Source organism: Streptomyces sp. NPDC048057, assembly GCF_040653095.1.
Taxonomy (GTDB): Bacteria; Actinomycetota; Actinomycetes; order Streptomycetales; family Streptomycetaceae; genus Streptomyces.
Map to the genome: position 1 here is coordinate 39368 of NZ_JBEZNF010000009.1, position 12841 is coordinate 52208.

Consider the following 12841-nt stretch of genomic DNA (forward strand, 5'->3'; position numbering starts at 1 on the left):
GCCGTTCCCCCGCGGCCGGAGGAATTCCCGGACCCCCGAAAGCCAAGGCTCACCCGGCCAAGGAAGGATCCACACCATGCCCGACGCCACGACGACCGGCGGCCCGACGCAAGGCTCCCCCGAAGGGTCGGCGGGCCCGCTGCTGGTCCCCGCCCCGCAGTCCGTCCGCCCCGCCGACGGCGGCGGCGCGTTCGCCCCCGACGCGCACACCACCCTCTACGCCGCCCCCGGCACCGAACGGGCCGAGCGCTGGCTGCGCAGCACGGTCGGCGCGGCCCTCGGGCTGCCCCTCGCCCCCGGCGCCGCAGCCGCCCCCAACTCCGTCACCCTCCTCGTCGACGAGGACCTCCAGCCCGAGGCGTACCGGCTGACCGTCACCGACGGCACCGGCGTGGAGATCCGCGGCGGCAGCGGCGCCGGCGTCTTCTGGGGCGCCCAGACCCTGCGCCAACTCCTGGGCCCCACCGCCTTCCGCGCCGCGCCCGTCGGCCCCGCCGGCGCCCCGGAGCTGGCCGCGCAGACCATCGAGGACGCGCCCCGGTTCGGCTGGCGCGGCATGATGCTCGACGTGGCGCGGCACTTCACCCAGAAGTCCGACGTGCTGCGGATGCTCGACCTGCTCGCCGCGCACAAGCTGAACGTCTTCCACTTCCACCTCACCGACGACCAGGGCTGGCGCATCGAGATCAAGCGCCACCCGCGCCTGACCGAGGTCGGCTCCTGGCGTCCGCGCACCAAGTGGGGGCACCGCTACTCCGACCAGTGGGACGAGAAGCCGTACGGCGGTTACTACACCCACGACGACATCCGGGAGATCGTCGCCTACGCGGCCGAGCGACACATCCGGGTCGTCCCCGAGATCGACATCCCCGGCCACTCGCAGGCCGCGATCGCCGCGTACCCGGAACTCGGCAACACCGACGTCATCGACACCTCCGCGCTCACCCCTTGGGACACCTGGGGCATCAACCCCAACGTGCTCGCCCCGACCGAGACCGTGCTGCGCTTCTACGAGGGCGTGCTGGAGGAGCTCCTGGAACTCTTCCCGGCCGACGTCTCGCCCTACATCCACCTCGGCGGCGACGAGTGCCCCAAGGACCAGTGGAAGGCGTCCGCGACCGCGCAGGCGCGCATCGCGGAACTCGGCGTCGGCGACGAGGACGGCCTCCAGTCGTGGTTCATGCGCCACTTCGACAAGTGGCTGACCCAGCGCGGGCGGCGGCTCGTCGGCTGGGACGAGATCCTGGAGGGCGGGCTCGCCGCCGGCGCCACCGTCTCGTCCTGGCGCGGCTACGAGGGCGGCATCGAGGCGGCCAAGGCCGGCCATGACGTCGTGATGTGTCCCGAGCACCGGGTCTACCTCGACCACCGCCAGACCGACGACCCCGACGAGCCCATCCCGATCGGCTTCGTCCAGACCCTGGAGAGCATCTACCGCTTCGAGCCGGTCCCGCCGGAGCTGACGCCCGACGCGGCCAAGCACGTCATCGGCACCCAGGCCAACGTCTGGACCGAGGTCATGCAGGAGCGCGCCCGCGTCGACTACCAGGTCTTCCCCCGGCTCGTCGCCCTCGCCGAAGTCGCCTGGTCCGAGCTGCCCGCGCCCGACGAGCGGGACTTCGCCGACTTCGAACGACGGATGGCGGCGCACTACCCGCGGCTTGACGCGCTCGGCGTCGGTTACCGGCCGCCCACCGGGCCGCTGCCCTGGCAGAAGCGGCCCGGCGTGAAGGGGTATCCGCGCGAAGCGCCGAACCCGAACGTGTGATCCGCCCAGGAGCCCGGTGCCCGCGCACCGGGCTCCTGGCACCGTGGGAACCGTGCTGCGGAACAACTCGTCCCGACCCATGGCGAACCGTGTCGATCCGCGCGGTGCGCCGAAGGCCCGTCACGCCGTTGACCCGTCCGAAACGGGGCAACACCCCAACAAGGGGGCATCCGTCGCGGAAGTGCCCTTCGCGGACCCCCGCGGCGGGCGGCTCGGAAGATGTGCCAGAGTTGCCACGTCCGGGCGGTGAGCACGTACGGTACGGCAACACAGCCGGGATCGCCGGACACCGGGAAGGGGCAGCTGGGGTGACCACGCACGCACCGCAGACATCGCAGTCGGTGACGATGCCGGCTTCGCTCGACGAGGCCGTGGCGGCGCTGACCGCCATGCCCGCCGCGGTGCCGGTCGCGGGCGGCACCGACCTCATGGCGGCCGTCAACAAGGGGCAGTTGCGCCCCGCCGGACTCGTCGGCCTCGGCCGCATCAGCGAGATCCGCGGCTGGCGCTACCAGGACGGCCACGCCCTCCTCGGCGCCGGCCTCACCCACGCCCGCATGGGCCGCCCCGACTTCGCCGCGCTGATCCCCGCGCTCGCCGCGTCCGCGCGCGCCGCGGGACCGCCCCAGATCCGCAACGCGGGCACCCTCGGCGGCAACATCGCCTCCGCCGCCCCCACCGGGGACACCCTGCCGGTGCTCGCCGCGCTGGAGGCCGACCTCATCGTCGCCGGCCCCGGCGGCAGCCGCCGCGAGGTCCCGGTCGCCCATCTGCTGGCCGGCCGCGAGGTGCTGGCCCCCGCCGAACTCATCGGACACGTGCGCGTACCCCTTCTGCACGCGCCCCAGGTCTTCCTCAAGGCGACCGGGCGCACCGGCCCCGGGCGCGCCACCGCGTCCGTCGCGGTCGTCCTCGACCCGCAGCGACGCGGGGTGCGTTGCGCCGTCGGCGCCATCGCCACGATGCCGCTGCGCCCGCTGGAGGCGGAGCGGTGGATCGCCTCGCTGATCGACTGGGACGGCGAGCGCGGGCTCGCGGCGGAGGCGCTGGTGGCCTTCGGGGAGTACGTCGCCGCCGCGTGCATCCCCGACCCCGAGCCGGCCGCCCAGGGCGAGGAGCAGCAGGTGCTGCCGCCCGCCGTACTGCATCTGCGGCGCACCGTCGCCGCGCTGGCCCGGCGTGCACTGGGGAGGGCGCTGTCGTGAACGGCAACACCAACAACACCGAGAACGGCGCGGGGGAGCAGGACCGCCAGCCCCACGCCGACCACACCGCCCAGCAGGGCGGGCACCACCCGCAGTACCCGGCGCCGCACGCCCCCGAGCACGGCGGCTGGCAGCCCATGCCGCAGGGCGCGTTCGAGCAGGACGCGACCGCCTTCGTCCAACTGCCCCCGGACGAGGCGCTGCACGCCGCGCCCCTGGAGGCGCCCGGACACGGCTACGTCCCGCCGATGATCCTGCCGCTGACGCCCGTGGCCGACCCGCAGGTGCCCCAGGAGGCACTGGCGCAGCCGCAGGGCCCCGAAGACTGGCCGCAGGCCCCCGGCTCGGCCTCCTCCGCCTCCTCGACGGCCTCTGCGGTGCCGTACACCGACGACCCGCACGCCACCGCCCAGTGGGCCTTCCCCGACGCCGACCGGTCGACCGGGCCGGTGCCGGCGCCCGCCTCGGACGTCACCGGCCAGTGGACGATCCCGGTCGCCCACGGCGACCTGCCGGAGGAGACGGGCGAGTACACCGCCGCCATGCTCCAGGCGCAGCAGTGGAACTCCGCCCCGCCGACCCTGCCCGGCGGCGCGCCCGCGCCCTGGGCCGCCGAAGCACCCACGACCCTGCCGGGCGGTGCGCCCGCGCCGTGGGCGACCGAACCCGAGCCCGTGCAGACCGAAGCGCCCGCCGACGGCCCGGACGCCTCGGCGCCCCGGCCCGCGCCCGAGAGCGGCGGGTACGACACGGGCGCACACGCGCCCGCGGCGCCCGCGGCGCACCCGGCGCAGCCGCACCCCGTGCCCGTGGACGCGCAGGACGAGCCGCGCGAGGAGCCGGCGCCCGCCGAGGGCCACCAGGCCGCCGCGGACGCCCCCGAGAGCGCCGCGCCCGAGGCCGTCGTGTCCGAGCCCGTCGCAGCCGGGCCGGCCGCGACCGAGACGCCCGAACCCGAGCCCGAGCCCGAGGCAGTGCCCGAGGAGCCGTCCGCGGCGGCGGTGCCCGCGCCCCGTACCGCCGCGCCTGAAGCTCCGGAAGCACCTGAAGTCGCGCCGGACGCCGCCGAAGCACCCGCGGCCGTCCCCCCGCCCGTCTTCGAGGAGCACCCGCCCACCTCGTACGTCCTGCGCGTCAACGGCACCGACCGGCCCGTCACCGACGCCTGGATCGGCGAGTCGCTGCTGTACGTGCTGCGCGAGCGCCTCGGCCTCGCCGGCGCCAAGGACGGCTGCTCCCAGGGCGAGTGCGGCGCCTGCAACGTCCAGGTGGACGGCCGTCTCGTCGCTTCCTGCCTGGTCCCCGCGGCCACCGCCGCCGGCAGCGAGGTCCGTACGGTCGAAGGGCTCGCCACCGAGGGCGAACCGTCCGACGTGCAGCGGGCGCTCGCCGCCTGCGGCGCGGTGCAGTGCGGCTTCTGCGTCCCCGGCATGGCGATGACCGTGCACGACCTGCTCGAAGGCAACCACAATCCCACCGAGTTGGAGACCCGCCAGGCGCTCTGCGGCAACCTCTGCCGGTGCTCCGGCTACCGAGGGGTCCTGGACGCGGTGAAACAGGTCGTCACCGAGCGCGAGGCGAGCGCGGCGGCGCTGGTCGAAGAAGCAGAGGGCGCCGAGGCCACCGCGGGCCCGGATCCGCACGGGCCCGGCCCGGACCCCCTCATTCCGCACCAGGCGCCTCCCGGTGCGGGTAGTGTGCAGCCCCACCCGCACGACGGAGGCATGGCGTGAGCAACGACGCGGCCACCACCGCGACGCCCCAGGCGACCGGATCGCCCCGGCCGGAACAGCCCGTCGACGAACGGGGGCTCGGCGCGTCCCTGGCCCCCACCGACGCGCGCGCGAAGACCGAAGGCACCTTCCCGTACGCCTCCGACCTGTGGGCCGAGGGACTGCTGTGGGCGGCGATCCTGCGCGCCCCGCACCCCTCCGCCCGCATCGTCTCCGTCGACACCTCGGCCGCCCTGGAGATGAAGGGCGTGCGCGCCGTCATCACGGACCAGGACGTCCCCGGCGACAAGGGCTACGGGCGGCGCGTCGCCGACCGGCCCGTCTTCGCCTCCACCGTGGTGCGCCACCACGGCGAGGCGATCGCCGCCGTGGCCGCCGACCACCCGGACACCGCCCGGCTCGCCGCCGCGGCCATCGCGGTCGAGTACGAGGTCCTGGAACCGGTCACCGACCCCGAAGCCGCCTTCGAGGCGCCCCCGCTGCACCCCGACGGCAATCTGATCCGCCACATCCCCCTGCGCTACGGCGACCCCGACGTCACCGGCGAGGTCGTCGTCGAGGGGCTGTACCGCATCGGCCGTCAGGACCCGGCGCCCATCGGCGCGGAGGCGGGCCTCGCGGTGCCCCGCCCCGACGGCGGGGTGGAGCTGTACGTCGCCTCCACCGACCCGCACACCGACCGCGACCTCGCCGCGTCCTTCCTCGGCCTCGCGCCCGACCGGGTCAAGGTCGTGGTCACCGGGGTTCCCGGCGCCACCTCCGACCGCGAGGACCCCGGCTTCCACCTGCCGCTGGCCCTGCTCGCGCTGCGCACCGGCTGCCCGGTGAAGCTGGCCGCGACCCGCGAGGAGTCCTTCCTCGGCCACCCCCACCGCCACCCCACGCTGCTGCGCTACCGCCACCACGCGGATGCCGAGGGCCGCCTGGTGAAGGTGGAGGCGCAACTCCTCCTGGACGCCGGTGCGTACGCCGACGACTCCTCGGAGTCCCTGGCGGCCGCGGTCGCCTTCGCCTGCGGCCCCTACGTCGTCCCGCACGCCTTCATCGAGGGCTGGGCGGTGCGCACCAACAACCCGCCCGCGGGCCACGTCCGCGGCGAGGGCGCGATGCAGGTGTGCGCGGCGTACGAGGCGCAGATGGACAAGCTCGCCGCGAAGGTCGGCCTCGACCCCACCGACGTCCGGCTGCGCAACGTCCTGGCGACCGGCGACCTCCTGCCCACCGGGCAGACCGTGACCTGCCCGGCACCGGTGGCCGAACTGCTGCACGCCGTACGGGACTACCCGCTGCCCGCGCTGCCGAAGGACTCGCCCGAGGACGACTGGCTGCTGCCGGGCGGCCCGGAGGGCGCCGGCGAGCCGGGCGCGGTGCGCCGCGGCGTCGGCTACGCCCTCGGCATGGTCCACATGCTCGGCGCGGAAGGTGCCGACGAGGTCTCCACGGCCACCGTCCGGGTCCACGACGGCATCGCCACCGTGATCTGCGCCGCCGTCGACACCGGCTCCGGCTTCGCCACCCTGGCCCGCCAGATCGTGCAGGAGGTGCTCGGCATCGACGACGTCCGCGTGGCGCCCGTCGACACCGACCAGCCGCCCTCGGGCGCGGCCTGCCACGGCCGGCACACCTGGGTCTCGGGCGGTGCGGTGGAGCGGGCCGCGAAGATGGTCCGCACCCAGCTCCTCCAGCCGCTGGCCCACCAGTTCGGGATGTCCACGGAGCTGCTCCAGATCGCCGACGGCAAGATCACCTCGTACGACGGGGTGCTGTCCGTGACGGTCGCGGAGGTGCTGGACGGCAAGGAGCTGTGGGCGACCGCGCAGTGCCGACCGCACCCCACCGAGCCGCTGGACGACAGCGGCCAGGGCGACGCCTTCGTGGGCATGGCGTTCTGCGCCGTGCGCGCGGTGGTGGACGTGGACATCGAGCTGGGCGCGATCCGGGTCGTGGAGATGGCGGTGGCACAGGACGTCGGGCGGGTGCTGAACCCGGCGCAGCTCGCGACCCGCATCGAGGCGGGCGTCACCTTCGGCGTGGGCACGGCGCTCACGGAGAACCTCCGCACCTCGCGCGGCACGGTCCGGCGTCCTGACCTGACGGGGTACGCCCTGCCGACGGCGCTGGACGCGCCGGACATCCGGATCGTGAAGCTGGTGGAGGAGCGGGACGTGGTGGCGCCCTTCGGGGCGAAGGCGGCGAGTGCGGTGCCGATCGTGACGTCGCCGGCGGCGGTGGCGGCGGCGGTGCGGGCGGCGACGGGCCGCCCGGTGAACCGCCTCCCCATCCGCCCCCAGGCGGCGGTCACCCACGCGTAACGCTGCGCTTTGCCGGGCGCGGTGGACCTGTCCGCCGCTTCCCTGCGGGTGCGCTGGTCTCTGCGGCCCGGTGGTGGGCTGTTCGCGCAGTTCCCCGCGCCCCTGACACCACCGCCGTAACCCTGCGGGCAAGTTCGGTCTCTACGACCCGGTGGTCGGCTTGGCGCGCAGTTCCGCCCCCTACGCCCGAAGGGCGTGGTGGTACCCCCAGCGCCCCTGATTCGCTGCCCCCGTCACTTGTCTGCGGGCTGAGGCAGGGGGTTTTGGGGGCGCGGGGAACTGCGCGAACAACCACGACGCACCCGCAGCGAGCAGCGCACCCGCAGGGAAGCGGCGGGCACCTCCACCGCGCCAGGCAAAGCGCAGCGGAAGCGCAGCGCGCCGCGGCCGTGGGGCAAATCAGTTGAGCCGTGGCGCAGGCGCGCCCTAGCGTCGGCGCATGCCAACGACCCCCCGCCCCCTCGACTCCGCCGTGCTCCTCGTCACCGGGATCATGGCCTCCGGCAAGTCCACCGTCGCCCAGCAGCTCGCCGAGCGCCTGCCCCGCGCCGCGCACGTCCGCGGGGACGCGTTCCGGCGCATGATCGTGACGGGCGGCGCGGACATGACCGTCGAGAGCGGCCCGGGGTCGCCCGCCCGTGAGGAGCTGCGGCTGCGGCACCGGATCTCCGCCGCCGCCGCGGACCTGTACGCCGAGGCCGGCGTGACCGCCGTCGTCCAGGACATCGTCATCGGCGAGGACCTGGCGCACTACGTGGACCTCGTGCGCACCCGCCCCCTGTACGTCGTCGTCCTCGCGCCCGCGCCCGACGCCGTCGCCGCCCGCGAGGCCGGCCGGGCGAAGACCGGGTACGGCGGCGACTGGACCGTCGCGCGGCTGGACGCGGTGCTGCGGGAGGAGACGCCGCCGATCGGGCTCTGGCTCGACTCCAGCGCCCTGACGCCGCAGGAGACGGTGGACGCCCTCCTGGCGCGCCTGCCGGAGGCGAGGGTCTGAGAACGCGGGTGACCGCCCCCCTCCTCGCTGGGGGCGGTCACCCGCGTGCACGGGAGACCGTGACCGGATTCGAACCGGTGTACCTCGCGTTGCAGGCGAGTCCCTGAGCCTCTCGGGCACACGGTCAGGTGTTCGTGAGAAGAACGTAGATCGCACGCCCCCGTCCGGCCAAGGAATCCCGGCGCCCCGCAATGTGACTGCCATGTGCCGTTCACACGTCGCCCCGCGGTCGTACGACCAAGGGAGGAGTCCGGGCCCGCCCAGCGACAGGGTCGATTTCGCTCCACGCCACTTACCCTGAGCGCATGACCCCCGCCCCCGCCCCCGAACCCCGTGACGTCGACGTAGACGTAGACGTAGCAGGCGCCGCCGCGCCCGCCGTGACGGCTACGAACCCGTCCGTTGCCAGCCAGGCGGCCCAGCCCGCACCACCCGACGCCCCGGAGCCGGAGGCGGAGCCCACGGGGGTCCTCGGCCGGACGCACCGGGCGCTGAGCATCGGCATCATCACGGTCGTCCTGCTCGTCGCCTTCGAGGCCACCGCCGTCGGCACCGCCATGCCCGTCGCGGCGCGCCAGCTGAACGGCATCGAGGTGTACGCCTTCGCCTTCTCCTCGTACTTCACCACCAGCCTCTTCGCGATGGTGCTCTCCGGCCAGTGGGCCGACCGGCAGGGGCCGCTGCGCCCGCTGGCCACCGGCATCGCCGCCTTCGGGGTGGGGCTGCTGCTGTCCGGGACCGCGAACGCGATGTGGCTCTTCATCCTCGGAAGGGCGGTCCAGGGGCTCGGCGGCGGCCTGGTCATCGTCGCGCTGTACGTGGTGATCGGCCGCGCCTACCCGGAGCGGCTGCGGCCCAAGATCCTCGCCGCGTTCGCCGCGAGCTGGGTGATCCCCTCCATCGTCGGGCCGCTGGTCTCCGGCACCATCACCGAGCACCTGAGCTGGCGCTGGGTGTTCATCGGCATCCCCGCGCTCGTCGTCTTCCCGCTGGCGCTCGCGCTGCCCGCGATCCGGCGGATGGCGTCGGGGCCGGCCGACCCGAGCGCGCCGCTGCCCGCGTTCGACGCCCGCCGCATCCGGCTGGCGCTGGGCATCTCGCTGGGCGCCGGACTGCTCCAGTACGCCGCGCAGGACCTGGCGTGGCTGTCGGTGCTGCCGGCCGTCGCGGGCGCGGCGCTGCTGGTGCCCGCGGTCCTCGGGCTGCTGCCCAGGGGCACCTACCGGGCGGCCCGCGGACTCCCGTCGGTGGTGCTGCTGCGCGGTGTCGCCGCGGGCTCCTTCGTCGCCGCCGAGTCCTTCATCCCGCTGATGCTGGTCACCCAGCGCGGGCTGTCCCCGACGATGGCCGGCCTCTCCCTCGCGGCCGGCGGGCTCACCTGGGCGCTCGGCTCGTTCCTCCAGTCCCGCCCCCAGATGGAGCCGCACCGCGAGCGGCTGGTGGCCCTCGGCATGGTCCTGGTCGCCGTGGCCATCGCCGCCGCCCCGGCCGTACTGATCGACTCCGTGCCGGTCTGGAGCCTCGCCGTCGCCTGGGGCGTCGGCTGCTTCGGCATGGGCATGGTCATCGCGTCCACCAGCGTGCTGCTGCTCAAGCTGTCCGCGCCCGAGGAGGCCGGGACGAACTCGGCCGCGCTCCAGATCTCCGACGGGCTGTCGAACATCATGCTGCTGGCGATCGGCGGCGCGGCCTTCGCGGCGCTCGGCGGCGGCTCCGTCGCGCACCACGCCTCCACCTCCGCCGCGGAGTCCGCCGGCTCCCACCCGGGCGCCTTCGCCGCGGTCTTCCTGCCGATGGCGCTGGTGGCCCTGGCGGGCGCCTGGGTCGCCACCCGGCTGCGGACCCGTACCCCCGAAGGGGCGGGCGCCTGACGCGCACCCGGACGTACGGCACGGCCCGTGTGAGGTAACTCGCACTCGCCCACGGGCCGGCCCGGTCCGAGCCGGAGCGGTCCGGGCACACCGGTAGGGTGGCCCGGTTGTCATACCGAGCCCCCGAGGGGCTCGGCTGGAACCGCCCGCGACCGCGGCGAGCCCCGTCGAGCCGGGGCTCCGTGCCCGTCGCGCCCGTCGAACCGGAGACCGTGACTACCACCGCCGCCCACTCCCACCACCTCTCTCCCGCCTTCCCCGGCCGTGCCCCCTGGGGCACCGCAGGGAAGCTGCGCGCCTGGCAGCAGTCGGCCATGGACAAGTACGTGCAGGAGCAGCCGCGGGACTTCCTCGCGGTCGCGACGCCCGGCGCCGGGAAGACCACGTTCGCGCTCACCCTCGCCTCCTGGCTGCTCCATCACCACGTGGTGCAACAGGTCACCGTGGTCGCGCCGACGGAGCACCTGAAGAAGCAGTGGGCCGCCGCCGCGGCGCGGATAGGGATCAAGCTGGACCCGGAGTACAGCGCGGGGCCGCTCAGCAAGGAGTACCAGGGCGTCGCCGTGACGTACGCGGGCGTCGGGGTGCGGCCCATGCTGCACCGCAACCGCTGCGAGCAGCGCAAGACGCTGGTCATCCTGGACGAGATCCACCACGCCGGCGACTCCAAGTCCTGGGGCGAGGCGTGCCTGGAGGCGTTCGAGCCGGCGACCCGGCGCCTCGCGCTGACCGGCACCCCGTTCCGCTCGGACACCAACCCGATCCCCTTCGTCACGTACGAGGAGGGCAACGACGGCATCCGCCGCTCCGCCGCCGACTACACGTACGGGTACGGCAACGCGCTCTCCGACGGCGTCGTGCGGCCCGTCATCTTCCTCTCGTACAGCGGCAACATGCGCTGGCGCACCAAGGCCGGCGACGAGATCGAGGCCCGGCTCGGCGAGCCGATGACCAAGGACGCGGTCTCCCAGGCGTGGCGCACCGCGCTGGACCCGCGCGGCGAGTGGATGCCGAACGTGCTGCGCGCCGCGGACCAGCGGCTGATCGAGGTCCGCAAGTCGGTGCCGGACGCCGGCGGCCTCGTCATCGCCTCCGACCAGGACTCGGCGCGTTCGTACGCCAAGCTGATCCGGGAGATCACCGGCACCAAGGCGACCGTCGTCCTCTCCGACGACTCGGGCGCCTCCCAGCGCATCGACGAGTTCAGCGACGGCACGGAGCGCTGGATGGTGGCGGTGCGGATGGTGTCCGAGGGCGTCGACGTGCCCCGGCTCGCCGTCGGGGTGTACGCCACCACCATCTCCACGCCGCTCTTCTTCGCCCAGGCCGTGGGGCGCTTCGTGCGCTCCCGGCGGCGCGGCGAGACCGCGTCCGTCTTCCTGCCGACCATCCCCAACCTGCTCGGCTTCGCCGGCGAGATGGAGGTCGAGCGCGACCACGTCCTCGACCGGCCGAAGAAGGAGGGCGAGGAGGACCCGTACGCCGAGTCCGAGAAGGAGATGGACGAGGCGAACCAGGCGCAGGACGAGGACACCGGCGAGCAGGACCAGCTGCCCTTCGAGGCGCTGGAGTCGGACGCCGTCTTCGACCGGGTGATGTACAACGGCGCCGAGTTCGGCATGCAGGCGCACCCCGGCAGCGAGGAGGAGCAGGACTACCTCGGCATTCCCGGCCTCCTCGAACCCGACCAGGTGCAGATGCTGCTCCAGAAGCGCCAGGCCCGCCAGATCGCGCACAGCCGCAAGAAGCCGGACACCGAGGCCGACCTGCTGGAGCTGCCGGCCGAACGCCGGCCCGTGGTCTCCCACAAGGAACTCCTGGAGCTGCGCAAGCAGCTCAACACGATGGTCGGCGCGTACGTCCACCAGAGCGGCAAGCCGCACGGCGTCATCCACACCGAGCTGCGGCGGGTGTGCGGCGGGCCGCCGAGCGCGGAGGCGACGGCCGGCCAGATCCGGGAGCGGATCAAGAAGGTCCAGGAGTGGGCGACGCGGATGCGGTGACCCCGGGCCGCTGCGGGTCATCACGCGGGGCTTGCCGGGGACTCGTCGCGGACTTCCCCGGGAGGAACGGGGAGGAACCGGTCCTATATCACAGCTGGGGGACCGGATTCTGGACGGGGTCTTCCGCTGAGCGAACCGGCTCGCTACTGTCCCGGTCACACAATCCAAGCGCCCCGTGGCAGCGCAGCCGCGGAGCCCAACCGGTGTGCCATGGCCCGTCGGTGGGCCTTCGGTGCGACGCCGACGGGACCGGTGCCGCGACGACCGGGGGACCCGCCGTCACTCACTCCGAAGGAGAGGGCGTCGTGACCGCGGAGACCTCCCAGACGCTCGACCGGGGACTGCGTGTCCTCAAGCTGCTCGCCGACACCGACCACGGGCTGACCGTCACCGAGCTGTCAGGAAAGCTCGGCGTCAACCGCACCGTCGTCTACCGGCTGCTCGCCACCCTGGAGCAGCACGCCCTCGTCCGCCGCGACCTCGGCGGCCGGGCGAGGGTCGGCCTCGGCGTGCTGCGCCTGGGGCGCCAGGTGCACCCGCTGGTGCGGGAGGCCGCGATGCCCGCGCTGCGGGCGCTCGCCGAGGACATCGGCGCGACGGCCCACCTCACGCTCGTGGACGGCGCGGAGGCGCTCGCCGTCGCCGTGGTCGAGCCGACGTGGACGGACTACCACGTCGCGTACCGGGCCGGGTTCCGCCACCCGCTGGACCGGGGCGCCGCGGGCAAGGCGATACTGGCCGCCCGCCAGGCCCCCGCCGACGACCCCGACTACACCCTCACCCACGGCGAACTCGAAGCGGGCGCGAGCGGCGCGGCGGCCCCCCTCGTCGGGGTGACCGGCATAGAGGGCAGCGTGGGCGTCGTGATGCTCGCCGACTCGATCCCCGAACGCGTGGGCCCCCGCGTGGTCGACGCGGCCCGCGAGGTGGCCGAGGCGCTGCGGTGACGCGC

At 74.5% G+C, this 12841-nt stretch carries 8 protein-coding genes and 1 tRNA gene; 8 read left to right on the forward strand and 1 reads right to left on the reverse strand.

The genetic code is table 11. From position 1 onward, the window contains the following. Positions 1-76 precede the first annotated feature (76 nt). From AB0E05_RS12285 to AB0E05_RS12305, 5 genes are all read left to right on the forward strand, one after another. On the forward strand, positions 77-1768 hold the full coding sequence (locus tag AB0E05_RS12285) for a beta-N-acetylhexosaminidase (protein ID WP_361962156.1): 1692 nt from the start codon (positions 77-79) through the stop codon (positions 1766-1768). Positions 1769-2076: 308 nt separating this feature from the next. Next, positions 2077-2973, forward strand: coding sequence for an FAD binding domain-containing protein (locus AB0E05_RS12290; RefSeq protein WP_361962158.1), 897 nt, complete (start codon positions 2077-2079; stop codon positions 2971-2973). Between the two features lie 137 nt (positions 2974-3110). Beyond that, complete coding sequence (locus AB0E05_RS12295; protein WP_361962519.1) at positions 3111-4706, forward strand: 2Fe-2S iron-sulfur cluster-binding protein; 1596 nt, start codon at positions 3111-3113, stop codon at positions 4704-4706. Beyond that, positions 4703-7018, forward strand: coding sequence for a xanthine dehydrogenase family protein molybdopterin-binding subunit (locus AB0E05_RS12300; protein WP_361962160.1), 2316 nt, complete (start codon positions 4703-4705; stop codon positions 7016-7018). Before AB0E05_RS12295 ends, AB0E05_RS12300 begins: the two co-directional genes overlap by 4 nt. Positions 7019-7457: 439 nt before the next feature. Continuing rightward, a complete protein-coding gene (locus AB0E05_RS12305; RefSeq protein WP_361962162.1) occupies positions 7458-8015 on the forward strand; it encodes an AAA family ATPase in 558 nt (185 codons plus the stop codon). A gap of 54 nt (positions 8016-8069) precedes the next feature. On the opposite strand, the gene AB0E05_RS12310 is transcribed toward AB0E05_RS12305, so the two are convergent. Continuing rightward, positions 8070-8141 (reverse strand) — tRNA-Cys (locus AB0E05_RS12310). A 179-nt stretch (positions 8142-8320) separates the two neighbouring features. Here AB0E05_RS12310 and AB0E05_RS12315 point away from each other — a divergent pair. The 3 genes from AB0E05_RS12315 (at position 8321) to AB0E05_RS12325 (ending at position 12836) form a co-directional block, all read left to right on the forward strand. Beyond that, positions 8321-9886, forward strand: coding sequence for an MFS transporter (locus tag AB0E05_RS12315; RefSeq protein WP_361962164.1), 1566 nt, complete (start codon positions 8321-8323; stop codon positions 9884-9886). Positions 9887-10098: 212 nt separating this feature from the next. Next, positions 10099-11889 carry a DEAD/DEAH box helicase gene (locus AB0E05_RS12320; RefSeq protein ID WP_361962166.1) on the forward strand — a complete coding sequence of 597 codons (1791 nt, stop codon included), beginning with the start codon at positions 10099-10101 and terminating at the stop codon, positions 11887-11889. A gap of 305 nt (positions 11890-12194) precedes the next feature. Continuing rightward, complete coding sequence (locus AB0E05_RS12325; protein ID WP_361962168.1) at positions 12195-12836, forward strand: helix-turn-helix domain-containing protein; 642 nt, start codon at positions 12195-12197, stop codon at positions 12834-12836. The last annotated feature ends 5 nt before the right edge of the window (positions 12837-12841 follow it).

Bases quoted from the DNA above. Each gene is read 5' to 3' on its own strand.
- AB0E05_RS12285 (WP_361962156.1), top strand. From the start codon at position 77: ATGCCCGACGCCACGACGACCGGCGGCCCGACGCAAGGCTCCCCCGAA.
- AB0E05_RS12295 (WP_361962519.1), top strand. From the start codon at position 3,111: ATGCCGCAGGGCGCGTTCGAGCAGGACGCGACCGCCTTCGTCCAACTG.
- AB0E05_RS12305 (WP_361962162.1), top strand. From the start codon at position 7,458: ATGCCAACGACCCCCCGCCCCCTCGACTCCGCCGTGCTCCTCGTCACC.
- AB0E05_RS12315 (WP_361962164.1), top strand. From the start codon at position 8,321: ATGACCCCCGCCCCCGCCCCCGAACCCCGTGACGTCGACGTAGACGTA.